We start from the raw sequence: 20,511 nt of genomic DNA on the forward strand, positions 1-20,511 counted from the left end.
TTTTCAATTAGGTCCTTTTATGTACCTTTTGTTCCTCAAGAAACATCTTAATCATCAATAACCCCACACCGACGACGATGGCACTGTCGGCAAAGTTAAACACGAAGGGCCAGATTTGGAAATCAAGATAATCCACGACCTTGCCAATAAACAAGCGGTCATAGAGATTACCCAGAGCACCTCCTCCAATTAACCCTAAGGTCAAACGCATCAGCCATTCTTGCCGGGGTATCTTAAATTGGGCATAAACAATCCCGATGCATACAATAATGGCTGTTGGGATAAAAATCCAGGTCCGGCCCGGCAGTAATCCGAAAGCGGCTCCCGGATTTAAGACATACGTCAAATGAAAAAAGTCAGGGATAACAACCACCGATTCGCCGAGGGTAAAATTCCCTTGAATTAAAACCTTTAACACACGGTCAATAAACCAAACAACCCCAATCGTTATCCATATCAGCAAGCGATTACCCTCCCAGAACTTCTATTTGCTCAGTCTATATTATCATAGGAGGGCAGGATGGGGCAATCATGATAAGGACTATGTCCGGCCGTGCTTTTTCCCATAATACACTGTATTGGCATACCCGGGCTCCAGTTCTACATCGAGAGTTTCCACAGCCTGTACGGCACCGATGACTTCATCCCCATCTTCATAAAATGTATTGGGATCACTCAAATCCCGATTGGTTCCCAAATCCTGCGGGGAATCCGAGGTGCCAAAGCGGGCCACGGCCTGCCAGGAATCTTCCCCATCAAAGCCCACCCGATCCGTGCCATCATTAAACGTCCTGGAGAAGGGCATGTTGAGATATTCATCTTCCACAGGGTCCCGATGCAGGGAGTGCTGTTCTTCTTTTTCCTCAAGACGGCTGCATTCAGTACAGACCGTAGTAAAGGGCAAAGCTTCAAGCCTTCCCATGGGAATCTCTTTCTGACAATGCTCACACAGGCCATACTTCCCCTCCTCATAACGCTGAAGAGCAGAATCAATAGCCTGGATGCGGTGGTGGAGACGGTCACGGATGGCCACATCTCTTGAGCGCTCATAAACCTCAGTGGCAATATCCGCCGGATGGTTGTCGATTAAGGAGAGTTCGGCTATGGATTCTCTCATATCTCCCGTAATCACTTCCTGAGCTGTTTCCATGGCTTCTTGTTTATCCTTTTTCAGTTGTTCAATAAGCTGCGCGTACTTCGTGGTATCCATGCTAAGTCTCCTCCTTGTCTAAGATCCATTATGAGCATTGACGATCTTGACAATCTCGCCGATGACTCCCCCGATAACGGGAATATTGAGTAGAACCAGACGCTTTAAAAACATCACTAACAGGCCCAGTAAGAGGGTGGCCCCAATCGCACCTCCTAAGCCTTTAACTAGCCCGACCCCAAAATTAAGCCAAAGAAGTCTGCGGGGATTGTTGAGATAGGCGATATAGTCTGTGAGATTGATCCTTTCCAGAACCAAGTAAAGCTCCGTTACCTTATCCCGCAGATCCTCCCAATCGGTTGGCTCAGCATTTCGCGCCCGGGCTTCATCCAGAGCTTCATCAACGCGCTCTGCTTCTTCTTTTGAATGTCTCATTTCCTCTTCGGAGGCCGTCAACTTTCTTCACCTCACATGGTTTCAAAATCAGTGTTCCCCAGGTGAAAATAAATTACACTGAATTCTGCTTATAAAAGGAATTCTCTTTAACTTTTGCTGCTATGAAGCTGAATATCCGGATACGAGAAAAGCCGGCAAACTCTGAGGTTTACCGGCTTTTGCCTTTCGTGAATAAACTGGATGTGGATACTGCAAATTCCTTTAGTTATGTTTTATAAAAGACCCGTTACGCAGCTCCACAAAAGCATGCTCCAGTTCCTCCCGGGTATTCATCACAATAGGGCCACCCCAGGCGATGGGCTCACGCAGGGGTTTGGCCGAAAAGAAAATGAACCTCAGCTCAGATTCCGGAGGAGCGGATACTGAAATATAGTCCCCCTCCCCGAACAGAAGGGCCGTTTTGGATAAAACCGACTCTCCGTTAATGGAGGCATCTCCCTCAATCAGAAAGATAAACACTGTTTCCTCCAGGTTCGTGGGAATTTCAATCTCTCCCCCTTTAGCAAGAGAAACATCATAGATAGAAGCCGGAATATGGTTTGGTGTCACTCCGACGGCTTCTCCAAAGCGACCCGACAGGACGCGGATCTCCGCCCCGTCTTTTTGTACCTTGCCCATCATATCCTGTGTGATGGACAAATAGGCGGGCGGAGCCATTTTTTCCCCCCGGGGCAGGTTCAGCCACAGCTGTAATCCCAGCATTCTGCCGGCTTCCCTGGGCATTTCCTGATGCATAATGCCGCTGCCGGCTGTCATCCACTGACTTTCACCGGCATGAATGGTGTCCTTGTTGCCCAGACTGTCTTCATGCTCGATTTCCCCTGAAATCAGATAGGTGATGGTCTCCATCCCCCTGTGGGGATGGGTAGGGAACCCCGCTATATAATCCAAGGGGTCCGTCGAGTCAAAGGAATCCAGCATAAGAAATGGATCAAAATCTTCCACATCCCGGCTCCCCAGCACACGGATGAGACGGACGCCTGCGCCGTCTGTTTCTCTCTGTCCGCGGACCATTTTTTTAATGTCACGTTTCTTCATATCATTTTCCCCTTCCTTTCATCACGGTTATAGCCGCAGCATCTATATATCAAGCAGTGCAACGGGACCACTCATGATAGGTTTTGAATTCTTTTCAAGCAAAGTTCTGACTCCCGCAATTCTCTCATAAGCCCTCACCAGAAACTCCTCGGGTGTCTCTTGTACTTCCCAAGGAGTAGGGTATACCTCCAAGGTCAGAAAATCCTTATACCCCCTCGGGAAGGCCCCGGCGACTTTAACCCAATCAATCACTCCATGGCCGGGCAGCCAATGGCGATCCTTTAATCCATCATTGTCGGACAGATGAGTGGTCAGGAGGCGGTCTCCGAAGGATCTGAGAAGATGAAAATCCTCCTGATCCGTCAGCCTATGATGAGAGCTGTCAAAACAAAAACCCAGAGCCCGGGACGAAATATGCCGAAGAACATACTCTACACTATCCCTACGGCGGGTATTTTCCACGGCAATCCGGACTCCTTGTTCCTCCGCAGCCTTTGCCAGCTCTCCCATACTTTCCAACCCATACTCATTGGGCTCCGGCGGATTTTCCCCATCGCATAAATGCATAACCAGCAAAGGAATCTCAAACCGTGCACAATCCTCTAGCCATTGCTTATGCTTGGTTATGATCGCCCTGCGCAAAGCTTTATCATCGGACCATAGGGCATTGGCATCACACCAGGGTACATGAATATTCTCCAGGATTAATCCCCTTTCCCGTACTAAGGCCGGCATCCGTTCCTTGGGCATAGGAAAGGGCTCCTCCTCATCCTCCCACCAGAGAGAGGTTCCTGTAAAACCCGTTTCTTGTATCAGAGCGATTCTTTCCTCAAAGGGAAGGACGAACCCAAACCAGGAGAAAATACCTATTTTTTGATCCAGCACCTTCATAATCTTTCCCCTCCTCTCTTTTCTATCCCTCACTTAACGCTGAGCACAAAATCAATATACGCCAAGGTTTTACCAAACCTTCCAGCCCATTGCTCCGTAAAAAATAGTGAAAGAAAACCCGCCTTAGGCGGGCAGTATCTTCATTAAAAGTCAGTTTAATCTTAGAGAAAATACCCCACCAATAACCCCAGCGCCAAGAGCAAACCAAAAAAGGTATTGGTCTGTCCGCTGGCTTTCATAGCAGGCATCATGGTAATCGGTTCCACCTTCCCTACAAATCCTTTCGCCGTTTGCGCCGCTTTAGGAATACTCAGTAAAGCCAAAAGAGCCCACGGGGTAATAAGCCGGACTGCCACAAGCCCCACTATCCAGAGATAAGCAACAGCAAACATAATCCCCATAAATACGATAGTCTTTTCCGGTCCCAATAGGACAGGAATGGTTCTGCGTCCATTGGCCTTATCCCCATCCCGGTCCCTCAGATTATTGCTCAGATTAATAAGGCCCACTAAAATACCGCTGGGAACCGCCACTAAAGCAGCAGTACTTGAGACATAACCGGTCTGGATGAAAAAGGCAATCAGAATAATCAAAAAGCCCATAAATAAACCGGAAAACAACTCCCCCAAAGGAGTATAAGAAATAGGATAAGGACCCCCTGTATAAAGATAACCCATTAGCATACATACGGACCCCACCGCCGCCAGCCACCAGGAGGTGGAAGCACAGATATAGACTCCCAGCAGCACCGAGATTCCATACATACTTAGAGCAAGGGTCATAATCAGGCCGGGAGCCATACCATGGCGTACGATACCCCCGCCAATGCCTACAGATTTCTCCGTATCCAATCCCCGTTTATAATCGTAGTATTCGTTAAAAAGATTCGTCGCTGCTTGAATGAGCAGACTGGCAATCATCATGGCTGCAAAAAGCAGGAGATGAGTCTTCCCCTCAAGCAAGGCCAGAACCGATCCCAGCAGAACCGGAACTGTAGCGGCGGTCAAGGTATGGGGGCGAATTAATTCCCACCATATCTTCCAATTTCGCTTTTGGGTTGAACGGGAACTGAAATCACTACTCATAGCTCTCTCCTCATTGAATTTCTCAATTTTTCTTACTGATGCCCTCTCATCTTACCATAAAAGAGACAACCCAACAGCATTATTATATCCATTTCTTAAGCAGGCATAAAGAAAGAAATCAGTGAAAAAAGGAGCCTAAAGGCTCCCTGCTTTCCTAAAATAAACAAATCCCCCACCCAATGTGCTGGTTTCCAACCACAAAGCGAGATCAATCTTCTTTATTCGGCCTTCGTCCAAAAGCGTTCCATAGACTTTCTTCTTTTCCTCATCGAACTCCAGTTGAATTATATTGACCCAGTGCCAGCGGTCCAGGTTTTTCACCTCGCCATTGCACCAGTTGAGAAAAGCAACCGGAGCGTCCTGGTCCAAGGCTTCAGCCAAAAAATCCACCACCTCTGCCAGTGATGGTCGGCGCTGCATCTCCTCAGGCACCTCACAGCGCTTCACTTCAAGAGAAATCCCCTTGGTCTGAGCAAATGCCACCGAAGGCTCATAAAGCATACTCATTTTATTCACCCCTTTGAGGGAAGGGGTAACATACTTCCACAACTCCTGCATCAGAGCCACCCATTCATTGCGGCTCTGAAAACCCTCCTGAGGAGAAGGCCCGGTGTGGGTAAGATAATACATGATATTGGACGCAGTGCAAGGACCACAGCCGGAAAGGCGCTGCCAAGTCGTAGGATACCAGCGCTGACATGCACCATAATAGAATTGCTTTTGATCTGTATCCATGAATTTAAAAATCTCCGGGTTGGCAATGGATTTTATCATCATCTTCCCGCACCACCTTCCATCATCCGCCGGCTGCATTCTTCCCCGCCACATAGCCGGAGGACCAAGCCCATTGCAGGTTATAGCCCCCACAGTCTCCATCAATATCCAGGATCTCTCCGGCAAAATAAAGCCCTGGCACAAGTTTGGATTCCATGGTCCCGGGGTTGATATCACGAACATCAACACCCCCGGCAGTGACCTGGGCAGCCGTCCAACTGTTGGTGCCGGTGACCTGAAAACGCCAGTCTTGAAGCAGGTGCAAAATACCTTCCTTTTCCCGGGAGGTCAAAGCAGACACCGGCTTATTTATATCTTCAATGCCAACCTGTTTGAGGACCACGGGGACCAACTGCTTATTGATGAAGCCGACAAAGCTGAAATGCACGCTCTTTTCCGGAGAATCCTCCCACCGCTTGCGCAGATACTGGTCAAGCCTTTCCCTGGACCAAGCGGGGAGGAGCACCACTTTAAGCCAGACTTCATTCTTCATCCTGAGTTTTTCGGCAGCCGTCCGACTTAATTGGAAAATCGGGGGCCCGGAAATCCCATATTCCGTAAATAAGATTTCCCCCTGGGCTTTGGCCAAAGTTTTCCCCTTGACCAGCACTTCCGCCTCTCCATCAAATTTAATCCCTTTAATCTGCTTGAGGAAAGGGGACTCCAGTTTAAGTTGGACTAAAGCGGGAAAAGGTTCCACAACACGATGCCCCAGCTTCTCGGCCAAAGCATAGCCACTGCCATTGGAGCCTAGATTGGGAGCAGCCTTACCTCCGGCAGCCAGGATAACCCGATGAGCAAAATGCCTCTTTCCCTCCTTGAGGACCAATTCAAAGCCTTGGCTCACCTTGTGAATCTCTTTCACTTCGGATTCGGTAATCGTCTCGATCCCCAAGCGTTCCACTTCATAGCGCAAAACATCCAAAACGCTGGAGGCTTGATTGGAAAAAGGAAAGACCTTCCCCTCCTCCTCAACCTTATGAGCAATACCCAATCGCTCAAAGAAATCTATGGCTCGGTGATTATCGAAGCTTTGTAAAGCACTATAAGCAAATTTTGGATTTTGGCCATGATAATGTGAACTATGCAAATCCATATTGGTTAAGTTACAACGCCCATTGCCCGTGGTCAGGATTTTCTTGCCTACTCTTTGGTTCCTTTCCAGTATGGAGACCTCGGCCCCTTCCTGCCCAGCGATTACCGCTGCCAACAAGCCGGCGGCACCCCCTCCCACCACGGCGACCTTGAGTTTTACCCCTTCAGGCATGACAATCCCCCCTTATCCCTAGATCCTTCGTCTTCTTAAATCTCTTAATATACTATAATACACTATTTTCTTAACCTAAACCAATCTTCCCTTTCCGACCTCATCATTAAACAAAACTCGGCAGGCACCGCGAAAGCACTACTCTCGTACTTACTGTCCTAAACCTTTATGCTTTCTGATAGGGTAAAAAAAGACCGCAGTGTGATACCCACTGCAGCCCTTTTAAGATAAATACTCTCTTATTCAATAATAGCGTCCAGCAAATCCCCGTTTTTTAAACCAAAGGCATTACCCTCATCTGTATCCACATGCATGTCCAAGGCATAATTGGGGTTAACTCGAATCAATACTCGTTCAAAAACACCAGCCCGTGGTCCATTGACCTGGACCTTGACATGGTCCCCATCTTTTAAACCGTATTTCTCAGCATCTTCCGGAGTCATATGAATATGACGAGCTGCAATAATGGTTCCGGCTTCAATCTGCACTTTTCCGGCAGGGCCTACCAGCTCCAGCCCAGGGGTTCCTGAAAGATCTCCCGAATCCCGCACCGGGGGTTTGACGCCAAGCTTAAAGGTGTCCGTAGCCGCCAGCTCCACTTGAGTCGCTTTGCGTGCCGGTCCAAGCACCCGCACATTGGGCATGGAGCCCTTAGGACCGACCAAGGTCACCATTTCTTCACTGGCAAACTGACCGGGCTGGGATAAATCCTTGGTCCGAGTCAATTGATGTCCGGCACCAAATAAAATTTCGATATGTTCTTCTGAAAGATGAACATGTCGATTGGAAATTCCTACGGGAACTTTAAAGGTTTGCATTATAATAACCTCCTGGCTTAAATTTTACGAGTCTCCTCATCTACACATTGATTAATTATACTCCACAATTCGGCAAAAATCTGTATCTGAAAATTGCTACTTTAGCTTAAGGGTTTTTCTTAGCATTTCCCAAAGTTTCTTGGGACATTACATGCTGTACGAAAACAAAACCGATTTTGCTCAAATCTATCTTGCAAAAAATCAAGTATTGAGAACTCCTTCAACTGCTGCCAGACACGTTCTGCTATTCTTTCGAGTTTTGTCGAATTATGAGGGGGTCAGATCCTTTACGAGAAAAAGGGCCTCCGAAGATGAACTTCGAAGGTCCTTTGGTATTTGTTTATTCTGTCATTTTCGTCCGGTCATTTCTCTTATACGTCTATAAAAATATTCACACGCATCTTCTTCGGAAGCGAAACCAATTTCTTCGTATTTTTCACCCATCTCAGTATAGTAGACCACCCATCCCGAATGAGTCTTATCTAAGCACAATCTATCATTTGGAAGTCCTCCATCTAAGCTGTAGCTGTTTTTAGGAATATTATCTTTTTCTAAAAGTTTAATTAATTCTTTTTTTGTCATGTTATTTACCCACCTCCTTTATTATGTCCTGCTTGAGCATGTTTTCAATGGATTGGGTAAATTTATACTGAGTTCCTAACCCTGGTTGACCGAACCATGGCATTGCTTGACCAGATAAAGTATCAACCGGTTTGATTACTTCATAAACCGTATATGGTTTTTCTAAGGAGCCCGGTACCAGAGCACGCATCTCTGCAGGGGTTCCTACTGGCGATGCATAATATCCAGACGGATAGCCATATCTATCAATTTTCGTGCCAGGACTCAATGTGGTCTTTACTGGATCTTTTAAGAAGCCGTTATTTGGTGGATAGTATGTCTGTAATGCTTTAGTTTCACTCTTACCCGCACCCTCAGGTGGAAGAATCTATATCTCAGATTAAGGCTGGGAATCCGTATTCAATTTAAAAATTATGGCATAATTTCAATGCTGTGCTATAACGATCATTATTGTTCTTCTACAACATGATCCTCAACCACAAAGGGGACGATACCCCGTCTAGTTTTTCATCATGCCATAAACAATGTTTACTAATCGGCGCATAATACAGACCAACGCCTGGGGTTTCGTCTTACCTTCGCTGATTTTACGCTGATAATAGGAGTAAAATATAGGCTGATTTGGTTTTCCTGTCTTGGGAACCGTGACCATGGATACCGCCAGAAAGTAAAATAATCCGTGCAGCTCACGGTTACCTTGTTTTGAGCTTTGCTCCTTGCCTTTGCCGGCGGAACTATACTTGATGGGTGCAATTCCTGCATAACGAGCCAGTTTATCAACATTTGCAAAACGGCGTATGTCACCGATTTCGGCAATCAGCTTGCTTGTGTGGCAATGCTGACACCCGGTATGGTTGTCAGTTGATAGTCAAAATCCCTCAGCATCTTTTCGATTTCACAATCGACCAGGGCTATTTCTTCCTTTTGCTGCTCAAGACAACGGGCAAGGCTTTGGGTGATAAAATCCCTTGATTCCTGGTATTCCCGTATCGTATCACCATCATGATGGACACATTCAAATATTAATTCAATCTTACGTTTCATTGTATTGGAAGCAATCGCTTTAAATTCTTCAAACAGTTCATCAACGGGTTTATTCTGCAGATAGATGGGTGACGGATAGTGTTTCCAAAAATACAGCGCCGTCTTCCGGTCAATATCACAAAAAAATCTATGGTAGCTTGGATAAGCAACAGAAACCTGCTCATGTAAACCATTTTTCAGCCGAATGCCATCTTTGACAAGGGTGTCCTGGCAATTAACCAGCTGGGACAGTGTCCAATGATTGTCCTCCGGCTTTGCGTCAGGCAGGGTGTGAAGCTGGTTAATCAGCACCGTTGCCACACAGTAAGCGTCGTGCTCATCATTTTTCTTCATCATGGGCGCGCTTTTGCGTTGATCATAAGCCAGGGACGGATTAACATCCTTCATCATATAGCCTTTTTCAATGAGCCAAACAGCAAGGCTCCTGCCATAGCCATAGGCGTTTTCCAAACCGTAGATCGGAGCCAAGCCTAGTTTTACAGCAGTTTTATTTACTCGTTTTACTAGCTTATTAAACTCGCTGGGCTTGTTTTCGATGACAATTACATCTAATTTTTCGTTCTAGCAATTCACCAGAACAGCGGTATGGGTGTCCTTATGCAAGTCCATACCGACATAGAGGTAATTTTCCCTTCTCTGCATATCATCCCTTCTTTTGTCCTGCCATCCACATAAAGTCCGAGTACCGGCAACCTCAGATGATAGCCTTCGTTCTCAGAACGGGCAAGGGCGCGACAGCCTATCTACCACAAGACTCACAGTTTCAAACAGGTTATTTGCTTTGGTGTGTGATGTTAACTCTGTCTGAAAGCTATTGCAAGTCATTTCTCCGGTAAGGTGAAAAGCATCAAATGCAGAAAAGAAAAAACGGAGGATTTTCGTCCCCCCTTATACCCCCCACTGACGCAAATTTTACCATAGAGTAGATTTCCTGTAAATCCATGGTTCACCATGAACCATGGGATACAATCCAGTGTATATGTTCGTTACCAGCAATCTATTGAGGCTGCGTATTTGTCGTTTATATCTGATGCATCAGCAACTGCAATCTATATGTCAGCAACGTGAGCGATTGTATGCCCCTGTGTCCGCTTCTGACAGCAGGGGTAGGATTAACTTACCTTCGGCACTTTGAAAACGAATTTGGCCGCCTTTTGCGGGAGAAACAAAAGCCCAAATAATCAGCCTGAACCATGGTGGACCTAGGGGTCGAAAACCAAGCAGGTTAAAGGAGCGGGGTCGCAGAGCGCCCCCGCTCCGGCCCACACCGCCCCGCAATGCGGGTCGGAGGAAGGATTTTATTCGGGATCGGAATTACGGCGTTGGGGTCACAATAGGGGTTATAGTTTGCGTAAATCCGCATTTATTAAGGTTCACATAGGGGTCATCCCTGACCCCTATGGCTTAATTGTAACTCTAATCAGTCAATATTATGTGTGAAATAGAATAGTTCCATTAAACCCTTTACCCATAATTAAAGAGTTATTTTTTGGCCGATTCCCTGTTCATTTAGAAGGACAAGAGATTTACCAAAACTATTTAATAATCCTGCCTCAGTCTTGACAAAGAAACAACAATTATGCTTGTTATATGAAGCCCCGTCATCTAATTCCATATAGACCTCAATAACAATGTGACCGAGTTTGTCTTCGCACCAAAACTCAAGAGATACATATGGTGTCGAGTCATCTCCTTTATCGCCATTTTCCCAAATGTATCTGTCATCAATTTTTTGGGGGAAAGTTGCCAACCGCAAAGCAAGTTCATTGATTGATGCTACTGTTGTATAGCTTCTGACACTTGCGCTAATAATTTCTGATTGCGCTATGACCTCAATTTCAAAGAAGTCAACATCCTCCCATATTCGTTCAATTGAAAGAACAGCTATAATAATCACCTACTTTATTTAAATTTAAAATCCGCTGTTGCACCAGTATTTGTATTGTAATTAAAATGTATAGTAATTTTTCCTTCAGAAGTTTCTACTACATTCTGCATTTTAACCCATCCATCAGTAGCTGGCCATCGAGTATCCTTTAACTCAATTGGTACTTTTGTCGCTCCATTCAGTGGATTGGACTTTACTTGTTTCATAACTAATTGCTCATTAAGATTATTAGCCACTGTACGACCCGTACTGCCCGCGCCCTTACCAGTTAACTTCCCCCCTTTACCAAATCCAGTTACATCAATAATCCCTATCTTCACTTGAGGTTCATTAGTTAAAGCAAGCTGATAACTATATTGGTCTACTTCCTCCATTTCCATGCCACCCAAAAGACCTACAGTTGGATGGCTTAAAGTAAGTACATACGTATATGAATAATCACCACTTTTATAGGTTATTTCTTTTGGAAATTTACTAATTTCATCAGGACTATAAATCTTTGTAAACAAATCAAGTCCAATTATTTTATTCCAGTCAATATTACCAATATATTTTTCTGCATTCACTTTTGAATGAGTAATTTCCGGCATTGGATTTAAATCAATTTTACTATTACCCGTCCCCTGAGGACCAGGAATTTCAATTTCAAGACACTCTACCTTGTTATAATCCTGCCTCCCGGCAGTCTTTTCTTCGACATATTCCCCGCGACTCCCTGCACTAGGATCTGGGATCTTTATCTTCTGCCCAACATAGATCCTATTGGGGTCAGCAATGTTGTTCATCCGAACCAATGTATTAACCGTTGTGCCATGTTTAGGCGCTATCGCTCCTAAGGTATCCCCTGGCGTTACAGTATACTCAAGGGGCTTATATTTGCCCTGCTTTATCGCGATGACCCCGCTGCTATCCCCTGCTTCACGCATATGACCACTTGGATCAGCATACATCACTGGATTATTGCTTACATAGGCATAGCGGTTCAAGGTCAACGGCTCCATCACATTCCCCAGATAGCTGTCCCTGCTCATGAAGCGGCCCACATCAGGGTCATAATACCTGGCCCTTAAGTACTGGAAGCCGGACTCCTGTTCATGGGCTTCACCATTATAACCGTAAGGATTGTTGAACAGCCGGGTGTTCGGACCCACTTTTCCGCCGGGCATCGGCATGCCATAAGCGTCATAGCGGTATTTATCCCGCACGTGTCCGGCATAATTAATGAGCTGGGTCACACTGCCCCATCCGTCATACAGGTAATAGAGGGGATCATTGACCACTCCTTCCACCGCTGCCAGATCACGTTCTGCTATTCTTTCGAGACCATAGGTGTAAACTCCTCTGTACACCCCTTCTTTATCCGTCGTCATTAAGACTTGAGTGTGTTCCACAGAGAGGTCGTTGAAATAGTTAATGACCTCATAGGCATCGGGCTTGTTCAAGGGTTTATCTGGGTTTGGGTTGTCGGGATTATCGGGATCGGTCGGATCATCGGGATCTTTGGGATTATTGGGGTTATTCGGGTGATTCGGATCTTTAGGTCCCTTGGGTTTTTCCGCTTGTTTGTACCAACTCAGGTGTAATCCTGGGTTGCCCGGCTTTTCTTTAGCATCCTGCTTGGTTTTATACCACCCGAGATGCTTTCCGCTGTCCCCACCCTTGACTTTATCACTGCCATCATCATGGACTTTGGTATTGCCACCGTTTCCTTTGTTCCCACTATTGCCGTTGCTTCCGTTATTGCTTTTGTCTCCGCTGTTGCCACTGTTGCTGCTGTTTCCGTTATTGTCTTTGTTACCGTTGTTACCGTTGTTACCGCTATTGCCGTTGTTGCCATTGTTGCCCTTATCATTCGCCGCAATGAATTTCTGCAGCCCGAACAGGCCAAAATTGGCGGCTAAAGGCGGCATCAGAGAACTGATCTTCTCCTCTTCGCTTTCAGCTTCATAGCTCCCGGCCTCATAGCCTTCATACTCTACGCCTACCGTTTTGTAGAGCCTGTTTCCATCGCTGTCATAGCCAAAGGTCTGGATTTTGCCCTGGTGTTCAGTGATCTGAATCAGCCGGTTTTCACTGTCATAGAAATAAGTGGTGCTTTGGTTCCCCTGAGTGGTCGCCTGGATCAGGTTCCCATTAGGGTCATAGGTATAACGGATCCGGTTGCCCCCATCCCCTTGGGTTTTCGTGATCAGTTCATCCGCCTCATTGTACTGGTAGGCAAAGCGTTTGCTGTCATTTCCCCCTTGGATCTCCTGACTCAGGCGGTTGCCGGCCCGGTCATAACTATAGGTGTAGAGCCTTCGTTCATGGTCTTTTTCTTCACTGAAAGCGATGACTTGATCCGAGGCGTCATAGGTGTAGGTGCGCTTATATACCGACCCGGATTGGTTTTGGGTTTCGGTGAGAATGTTCCCTTTCGGGTCATAGGTGTAAGTGAAGCTGGAGATCAATTTGCCCTGGGCACCGATATTTTCCAGCTTGAGCAGCCTGTGGGCGGCATCATAGGTATAACGGACTTGGATACCGTTCGGAAGTTTGGTTTCCGTACGCCTGCCGTCGGCATCATAGGTAGTGGTGGTTTCCTGCCCCTGCCAGTCGGTGACGGAGACCATACGGTTCAGCAGATCATAGCGGTACTCGACAGCCTCACCGTCCGGATAGATGACCCTGGCCTTACGGCCCAGTTCATCATAGTCATAGCTCACTTCTTCGGCGGCGGGAGAGCTGACATAGATTAAGCGCTCCATGAAGTCATACTCGTAGTCAGTGACTCCCTCTGGACCAAACAGGCTGACCCGGCTGCCCATAAGGTTGTACTCATACTCAACATCTTCACTGTCTTCAGCTGCGTCTTCATCAGCGGTGCTTTCGCTGCCCTCCCCCGTGCCGCCGGCAGGGGGTGTTTCACTCTCGGCTGGGATACCTTCCGGGGGGTGGGGTTTTGTATAGGTCTTGCCTATTAAACGGTTAAGGATGTCATAGCTATAGTTCGTGGTGGTGCCCTTGGGATCGGTATGGCTTTGCAGGGTCCCCACCGGGTTATAGGTGTAGCTGTCCTGTTCCCCCAGAGGATTGGTCAGGGAGGTGAGTTCATGCCTAAGATTGTAGGTATAATTATTGGTGTGGTCATTCCCATCGGTGGCCGAGATGAGATTGTCGGCCGGGTCATAGCCGTAGCGGGTGCTATGGCCGAGCGGACTCGTCACTTGGGTCAGCCGGTTTAAGGGGTCATAGCCATAGCCGGTGGTATGTCCGTTAGGATCGGTGAGGGCTGCGAGGTTGGTATTGGGGTCATAGGCAAAGCTGGTCGTATTCCCGAGGGGATCTGCGACCTCCTGGAGTAAGTTGAGAGGGTTATAGCGGTAACTCGTTTGGTGCCCCAAGGGATCGGTGCTGGATTCGGGCAGGTTGTTCTTGTTGTAGCCGTAGCGGGTGGTTTCCCCTAAGGGATTGGTTGTGCTGTCCAGGTTATTGGCCGGGTCATAGGTATAGTGAACCTCCTGATTCCCGGGATGGACAATGCGTTCGGTGTTGCCGAGGATGTCATAACTCAGTTGAGTGACTTTCTCTTCCGGGTCGGTGACCTGGGTAAGTCGGCCCAGCAGATCGTAGTCATAGGTGGTGGTATTGCCGTTAGGCAAGGTCACCGCTTGTAGGTTGCCTAGGGTGTCATAGCTGTAGTCGGTGAGATGCCCGGCGGTATTCCGGGCGCTGAGCTGCCGGTGCATGATGTCATAGGTAGAGGTTCTGATGTTACCGGCGGAGTCGAATTCCTGCTCCAGGTTCCCCTTGGCATCGTAGCTGAAATAACGGCTATAGTGCTCCGGATCAGTAACTGAGGTTAAACGGTGGACAGGATCATAGGTGAATCGGGTCTCGGCTCCCAGGGGATCGATGAAGGCGAGGAGATTGTCGTTCAGATCATACTGGTAAGCCGTCACGCCCTGAAGGGCGTCGAGGGTATTAGTGAGCATGCCATGCCGGTTGTACTCGTAATGGGTCTGGTTATCCCGGGCATCGGTAAAGGTGATGAGTTGTCCCAGTCTGTCGTAGTCGTAATGACTGTCAAAGCCGAGGGCATCGACCTCCATGATGGGGCGGTCCAGGGGGTCATAGGCATACTGGGTGATGTTGCCTAAGGCATCGGTGTGCCGGATCAGGTTATGGTTTGGATCATAGGCAAAGCTGGCCTGGTTTCCGCGTTCATCAGTGGAGGTGATGGGCCGGTCCAGGGGGTCGTAGGTATAGGTCTCGCTGAATCCCCTGGCGTTTTGGGATTCGATTAAGTTATGGTTGAGGTCATAGCTATAGCGCTGAAGAGCCCCGAGGGGGTTTTGCTCCTCGATCAGGTTACCGGCCGGGTCATAGCGGTAGAGAGTATTCCTACCTCCTGGTTCCAGTTTGCCTGTGATCCGGTCCAACCCATCATAGGTGAGGGAGGTGACTTTCCCTTCCGGGTCGGTGACGGTTCTCAGACGGCCTTTCGGGTCATAGTCCAAGATGGTGGTATTGCCATCCACTTCAGTAAGGGTGGTGAGGTTGCCGGCCAGGTCATAACCGTAGGTGGTGCTGCGGCCAAGAACATCTTGCTCCTCACGGGGGCGGCCGAAGGGATCATAGGCGAGGTGCCTCAGGTTGCCGCCGTTGTCTTCCTGGCGCACAAGACGGTTCATCTTATCATAGTCGAAAACTGTGTGGAGTCCCAGGGGATCGGTGGTGCCGGTGAGACGGTTCATGGCGTCATAAGTCCACTCATAGCGGCCCTCTGCCGGGTCGATCTGTTCGGTACGGTTGCCGCTAGCATCGTAGTGGAATTGGCTCACATTGCCGAGGGCATCGGTGGCCTTGATGGCGAGGCCGCGCCCGTTGTAGGCATAGGTGGTGGTGTTGCCAAGGGCATCGATCCGGGCGTGGAGATTGCCGGCGGGATCATACTGAAATTGGGTTATATTGGCCAGGGGATCCTGGATTGCTGCGAGGCGATTGAGGGGGTCATAGATGTAGGTGGTGGTGTGACCTAAGGCATCGGTGTGGGTACGTAAGTTGCCGCTGGGATCGTAAATGAAGGAGTGTTTAGCGCCGCCTGGTTCGATGAGTTCGGCCACAGCATTCAGGCTGGTATACCGATAGGCGGTGGTCTGACCTTCCTCATTGGTGCGGCTTAAGGGCAGACCTTGGGCATTGTAGGTATAATTGACCCTATAGCCTAAGGGATCCGTGCTTTGGAGCAGGTTGCCATTCGGATCATAGCTGTAGTGGTAATCCCTGCCGAGGCTGTCCTCGACACTCGTAACCCGGCCCAGGCGATCATAATGGAGACTGGTTTTGACACCGCTGATGTCCGTGATTTCGATGGGCCGCCGCAGGGAGTCATAGCGATAATGCTGGGAGGTGCCATCGGGGTGGGTGGTTTGGAGAAGATTGCCAAGGGCATCGTAGGTATAGCTGGAGGTTTGTCCGAGGGGGGTGGTGATGGTTTGCGGTTTGTCCACTCGGTCGTCATAAGCAATGGTGCTGCGGTAACCCCGCGGATCGGTGACCGCGAGGAGGCGTCCGAGAGCATCGCGCTCGAAATGGGTCACGCCGTGGTCCTGGTCGGTGATTGTGATCAGGCGATTGAGGGAGTCATAGGTGTACCTTATTATGTAGCCTAACGGATCGGTTTCCTTGATTTTGTTGCCATTACGGTCATAGGTATATTCGGTGAGATTACCTAAAGGATCTTGGACAGTCGTTAAACGGCCCATGTTGTCATAGCTGAAAAGGACTACATTTTGGTTAGGGTCGGTCATGGCGGTGTTGTTGCCATTAGGATCATAGCTGTAGCGATGGATACTCTGGTCAGGGAGCAGGGTATTGAGAAGTTTTCCTCTGGGATCATAGGCGAACCGGGTGAGGTTGCTTTCCGGATCGATGAGGGTGACGGGTTGACCGAGGGGGTTATACCAGTACTGGTAGGTATGGCCCAAGGGATCGATCACTTGGCTGAGATCGGCACCGCGGTAGTCATAGCGGGTGATGTAGCCTTCAGGATCTTTGATGCTCGTGATTTGACCTTGGGCGTTGTATGTATACTCCGTCAAGCTGCCGTCCGGAGTGGTGCGCTTTAGGAGGTCGCCCTGAGCGTCATAGGCAAACTCAGTGGTGTAGCCGTTAAAATCGGTGAGTGAGGTGAGATTGTTCTGAGCATCATAGCGGTAGAATTGCCTTAAGCCGTCCCAGCGTCTTTCCTCGACGCGGTTACCCCGCTGATTATAGCTGTAGGTAGTGATCCGGCCAAGGGGATCTTGGTAGGTTTTGAGGTTGTTGTCCTCATCATAGGTGTAAGCTTCCCTTGTTCCATCCGGTTTCATGATTTGGCTGGTGCGGTAGTGTTCGTCATAAGTGTAGGTGGTTTTGTTGCCGTTATTGTCAATGGTTTCGTTATAGCCCTCATGGTAGATGATCCGGCTTTTCTGGCCGTTGGCGTCGGTTTGGGCGGTGATGCGGTTGTCTTCGTCATAGCTGTTGTGGATTACTGGGTTACCATTGGGATCGGTAAAGGAGAGCATCCGCCCTTGCTCATCATAGTGGTAGTGGGTCTGTTCGCCATCAGCATCTTGGAAAGTGACCAGGTTGCCGGCTGGGTCATAGGTGTAGGAAAGGGTGCTCCGGTTGGGGAGGGTGATGGAGGTGATGCGTCCTTCGGAGTCCATGCTGACTGGGAAATCTTTGCCGGATGGGGAGGTGATCAGGGTGAGGAAATCTTCCTCATCATAGGTGAGGAAGGTCTTATTGCCCCGCGGGTCTTCGATGCCGGTGAGAAGGCCGGAGCGGGCAAAGGAGAAGGTGGTTTGATCTTTTTGTTTGAGGCGAAAGCCGGTTTCGGTTTTCTCTAAGGTGTAGATTTCACCGGGCGGGGCTTTGTAAGTCCCATCGTTTTTTTTGCTGAAGGTGATGGCACTGCCGTCGCTGCGCAGGTAAGCGAGGGAGCCGTCAGCCAGAGTTGCGATGGCTTGGCTGAGGATGGAGGTCCAGCCTTGGCCGAAGGGGCCGCGCCGGGTCATCATTTTTGAGTTATAGTCTCGGCTGATCTGGAAGGGGCCGCCGAAATCGGGGATACTGACATCTGTGGCGCTATAGTAAAAGTTGCCGGTGAGGAGGTTGATCGGTTCAAAGCCGAATTCACAATTCTTGGCCCGTCCGGCGAGGAGGTCGTCGATGCGCCTTTTATCAGCATCGGTAAGGTCTTTCGGGGTATAGGGTTTCCCTTGGTTTTGCTTTGGGGCGCGGATGAAGATGAGGTTGTTCTCGGTGAGCAGGTCGTCTTTCATGTTGTTATCTTGCATGAGCTGACGTTTTTCCACACCATAAAAGTGGGCGACGCGGGGCAGCAGATCTTTGGCTTTGGCCTGATAGATCTGGAAGGGGTCACTGATGCCCACCCCGCTGATCTTTCCTTCTTTGTCGGTGAAGGTGGCTTCAATATGGTAGAGTGTGTCCTGTTCAGGGAGTCGCCAAAAGCTGGTTTGCCAGTTGCTCTCTTGGCCTGGGTAGTGGTTATATGAGCCGCCCTGGGCGATCAGGGCTTGGAGTTCGGCGAGGGTTTCGGGCCTAAAATTAGGATAAAGGTAGTCCTTGGCGGCTTGGGCGCTGCCGGATAATCCCCCACCGCTCCCGACGGTGTAATAATCGACGGTAGCGTCTGGTTGGGCCATTCCGTCGGCAGTCAGACCGACAAACTGAAGCAAGCCATTGTTATTGGCTGCGGTAAAGGGTCTGAGCTGGATGGATGGTTTTTCTAAGGGGAGATTCGGATCGATGCTGCCTTGGTCTTCATAGGTGAATTCAAGGTAAGGGGTGGGGTTGCCTGCGGCATCGGCTGAATAGAATACTTCAGCCTGCTTCATTTCTTCGGTGTAGCGGAGAACGATGCCCTCGTTGGGTGTACCGCTGTACCACGTGTTAAGAAGTCCGGTTATATCCCATTGGTAGTAGCCGGTCGTGCCGGTGATGGTGGTCTCTGCGGCCCATGCGGTCTCTTGGGGCTGATTAAGCCAGGTGAGACCGGTGATCGAAAAGGGTTCTTTGACTTGATGCAGTTCTACAGTGCGGGGTTCGTCACTCCAAGCGGTGTATTTATATATATTGAATTGGGCGGAGGTGATCGTTTGGTCTTCGTCTAGGGTGGGGAGGTTAAATTTAAGAAAGGTTCTTGTTCTTAAATGAGCACTTTGATGGTTAGCTATGTTGCCGCTGGTGATTCCGTCATCGAAACCGATGTAGGAAAAGCTATTATCGGTATAGAGTGCCGGAGAGCCTTCTTCAACGCAGGTATCTTGGATGGCTGCCGCGCCGATAGTGAGGGTCGGGTCAAGGATTACCGGATAGGCCCTCTCCGGGGCGGCGAGCCAATCTTGATCCATCGTAATGATGATTTGGTCGCTGGTAAAGAGCTTTTTCTCCAGGTGCATCTGGACGTTGGTCGAGATGGTGCCGGAGGCATCAATTAAATAGGGAGCCGGGAACACCCAAGAGGCGTCGTGGCTCCCTTTTTCATAGCCGTAGATAGCACCATTTTCTTCTCTAAGGGTAAGGCCTTCTGTTTTTACGGACATGCTGAATGTAGTTTTATCCACATAGTTGTTGAAGATAATATCTTCTTTGATCCTGGTGTTCAGAACGGTATAGCGGTAGTCTATGCCATCGTAGACATCGTGATAGAGGATGGTATTGCCTTGAATGGTGCTGTTTTGGAAGTCCCCTTCCAGCGGGATCAGCTCGAGGGAGGCCCCGGCGGAGCTGACGTTGAGGGGGTGTCCTTTGCTAAGCCTCGCGGGAAAGGAGGCTTTGAAGTCATTGGCTTTGTTTTCATAGCTCTGGTTTGCGGGAGAGTCGTTCACACCCGCCGGTTTTCCTTTGCTCCCTTTTTTGTTTTGGTCTGCAGGCACGAGGGTGTTGTCCACATCCTGATAGGTGCCTGATTCATTGAGAAAATGGATTTTGTCCATGAAGACAAAGGTGGTGGCCTCCCCTTGCTGATCGTTGAATGTTTTGCTGTTGGCTGTTCTGCGGCTGATTTTCTCTTGCTCCTTGCTGAAACGGTGCTCATAGGGGGGATCCTGTTTCAGTTCTTTTGGTTCTTTAAAGGGCTTTTTCGTCTTTCCTTTCTGAGGCGGTATGTTTTTGATTTTTTCTTTGGCCGGTAAGGTACGGCCATAGTAGTTTCCTTTTTTGTTTCCTTCGCTGCCGCTTTGGGCTAGGGCAACATCGGTGAAGATACCGTTGATGAAAAAGATGATGGCAATCACTAAGCTGAGGATTTTCTTTGTGGTTCTTGTACGCATTTCTCTTCCTCCTCCACGTTTATCGTGACAACAATGTGTCGATTCTGATAAAAAAAGGCCTTAAACCCAACCCACTTGTGCCCAGACTGTTGGAATGGGGTTCTCTATGTAGTTTAAGCCAGTATAGCATCTTGTTTTTGGCTAATTTTGTCACATTATGTGAAGATGTTAGATTTTCCCTAGGGACCTAAA

Annotated in this window: 15 protein-coding genes; all 15 read right to left on the reverse strand. The window is 48.6% G+C overall.

All coding sequences use genetic code 11. The features are described from left to right. Positions 1-7: 7 nt before the first annotated feature. The 15 genes from lspA to DESPCE1_RS0116665 all read right to left on the reverse strand — a co-directional run bounded on the left by lspA (position 8) and on the right by DESPCE1_RS0116665 (position 20,319). The gene (lspA, locus tag DESPCE1_RS0116595; RefSeq protein WP_019851085.1) at positions 8-463 is read right to left on the reverse strand and encodes a signal peptidase II; all 456 of its coding nucleotides are present in this window, start codon (positions 461-463) and stop codon (positions 8-10) included. 78 nt (positions 464-541) lie between these two features. After that, positions 542-1,210, reverse strand: a complete 669-nt coding sequence (locus DESPCE1_RS0116600; RefSeq protein ID WP_019851086.1) for a TraR/DksA C4-type zinc finger protein — start codon at positions 1,208-1,210, stop codon at positions 542-544. Between the two features lie 18 nt (positions 1,211-1,228). Then, on the reverse strand, positions 1,229-1,606 hold the full coding sequence (locus DESPCE1_RS0116605; RefSeq protein ID WP_014795156.1) for a DUF5665 domain-containing protein: 378 nt from the start codon (positions 1,604-1,606) through the stop codon (positions 1,229-1,231). A 201-nt stretch (positions 1,607-1,807) separates the two neighbouring features. Further along, a complete protein-coding gene (locus DESPCE1_RS0116610; protein WP_019851087.1) occupies positions 1,808-2,644 on the reverse strand; it encodes a pirin family protein in 837 nt (278 codons plus the stop codon). A 42-nt stretch (positions 2,645-2,686) separates the two neighbouring features. Then, the gene (locus tag DESPCE1_RS0116615; RefSeq protein ID WP_014795158.1) at positions 2,687-3,535 is read right to left on the reverse strand and encodes a sugar phosphate isomerase/epimerase; all 849 of its coding nucleotides are present in this window, start codon (positions 3,533-3,535) and stop codon (positions 2,687-2,689) included. A gap of 161 nt (positions 3,536-3,696) precedes the next feature. Continuing rightward, complete coding sequence (locus DESPCE1_RS0116620) at positions 3,697-4,620, reverse strand: 1,4-dihydroxy-2-naphthoate polyprenyltransferase (protein WP_019851088.1); 924 nt, start codon at positions 4,618-4,620, stop codon at positions 3,697-3,699. A 135-nt stretch (positions 4,621-4,755) separates the two neighbouring features. After that, positions 4,756-5,397: a hypothetical protein gene (locus DESPCE1_RS0116625; protein ID WP_019851089.1), complete on the reverse strand. Its 642-nt coding sequence runs from the start codon at positions 5,395-5,397 to the stop codon at positions 4,756-4,758. Between the two features lie 19 nt (positions 5,398-5,416). Beyond that, a complete protein-coding gene (locus DESPCE1_RS0116630) occupies positions 5,417-6,661 on the reverse strand; it encodes an NAD(P)/FAD-dependent oxidoreductase (RefSeq protein WP_014795161.1) in 1,245 nt (414 codons plus the stop codon). Between the two features lie 239 nt (positions 6,662-6,900). Further along, a complete protein-coding gene (pduL, locus tag DESPCE1_RS0116635; RefSeq protein WP_014795162.1) occupies positions 6,901-7,479 on the reverse strand; it encodes a phosphate propanoyltransferase in 579 nt (192 codons plus the stop codon). Positions 7,480-7,827: 348 nt separating this feature from the next. Continuing rightward, positions 7,828-8,061 carry a hypothetical protein gene (locus DESPCE1_RS0116645; RefSeq protein WP_014795163.1) on the reverse strand — a complete coding sequence of 78 codons (234 nt, stop codon included), beginning with the start codon at positions 8,059-8,061 and terminating at the stop codon, positions 7,828-7,830. 1 nt (position 8,062) lies between these two features. Next, the gene (locus DESPCE1_RS24215) at positions 8,063-8,329 is read right to left on the reverse strand and encodes a TNT domain-containing protein (RefSeq protein WP_158309877.1); all 267 of its coding nucleotides are present in this window, start codon (positions 8,327-8,329) and stop codon (positions 8,063-8,065) included. A gap of 231 nt (positions 8,330-8,560) precedes the next feature. Next, complete coding sequence (locus DESPCE1_RS23870; RefSeq protein WP_345787847.1) at positions 8,561-8,881, reverse strand: transposase; 321 nt, start codon at positions 8,879-8,881, stop codon at positions 8,561-8,563. Then, on the reverse strand, positions 8,878-9,648 hold the full coding sequence (locus DESPCE1_RS23875) for a transposase (protein WP_345787848.1): 771 nt from the start codon (positions 9,646-9,648) through the stop codon (positions 8,878-8,880). The genes DESPCE1_RS23870 and DESPCE1_RS23875 overlap by 4 nt, the downstream gene beginning before the upstream one ends. A gap of 931 nt (positions 9,649-10,579) precedes the next feature. Continuing rightward, positions 10,580-11,002: a hypothetical protein gene (locus DESPCE1_RS0116660; protein ID WP_014795164.1), complete on the reverse strand. Its 423-nt coding sequence runs from the start codon at positions 11,000-11,002 to the stop codon at positions 10,580-10,582. A 5-nt stretch (positions 11,003-11,007) separates the two neighbouring features. Then, on the reverse strand, positions 11,008-20,319 hold the full coding sequence (locus DESPCE1_RS0116665) for a DNRLRE domain-containing protein (RefSeq protein WP_019851093.1): 9,312 nt from the start codon (positions 20,317-20,319) through the stop codon (positions 11,008-11,010). Positions 20,320-20,511: the final 192 nt, after the last annotated feature.

It is taken from the genome of Desulfitobacterium sp. PCE1 (assembly GCF_000384015.1).
GTDB lineage: Bacteria > Bacillota > Desulfitobacteriia > Desulfitobacteriales > Desulfitobacteriaceae > Desulfitobacterium > Desulfitobacterium dehalogenans.

Coding starts and splice junctions, on each gene's coding strand:
- DESPCE1_RS0116600 (WP_019851086.1), bottom strand. CDS start 1,210: ATGGATACCACGAAGTACGCGCAGCTTATTGAACAACTGAAAAAGGAT.
- DESPCE1_RS0116610 (WP_019851087.1), bottom strand. CDS start 2,644: ATGAAGAAACGTGACATTAAAAAAATGGTCCGCGGACAGAGAGAAACA.
- DESPCE1_RS0116615 (WP_014795158.1), bottom strand. CDS start 3,535: ATGAAGGTGCTGGATCAAAAAATAGGTATTTTCTCCTGGTTTGGGTTC.
- DESPCE1_RS0116620 (WP_019851088.1), bottom strand. CDS start 4,620: ATGAGTAGTGATTTCAGTTCCCGTTCAACCCAAAAGCGAAATTGGAAG.
- DESPCE1_RS0116625 (WP_019851089.1), bottom strand. CDS start 5,397: ATGATGATAAAATCCATTGCCAACCCGGAGATTTTTAAATTCATGGAT.
- DESPCE1_RS0116630 (WP_014795161.1), bottom strand. CDS start 6,661: ATGCCTGAAGGGGTAAAACTCAAGGTCGCCGTGGTGGGAGGGGGTGCC.
- pduL (WP_014795162.1), bottom strand. CDS start 7,479: ATGCAAACCTTTAAAGTTCCCGTAGGAATTTCCAATCGACATGTTCAT.
- DESPCE1_RS0116645 (WP_014795163.1), bottom strand. CDS start 8,061: ATGACAAAAAAAGAATTAATTAAACTTTTAGAAAAAGATAATATTCCT.
- DESPCE1_RS0116665 (WP_019851093.1), bottom strand. CDS start 20,319: ATGCGTACAAGAACCACAAAGAAAATCCTCAGCTTAGTGATTGCCATC.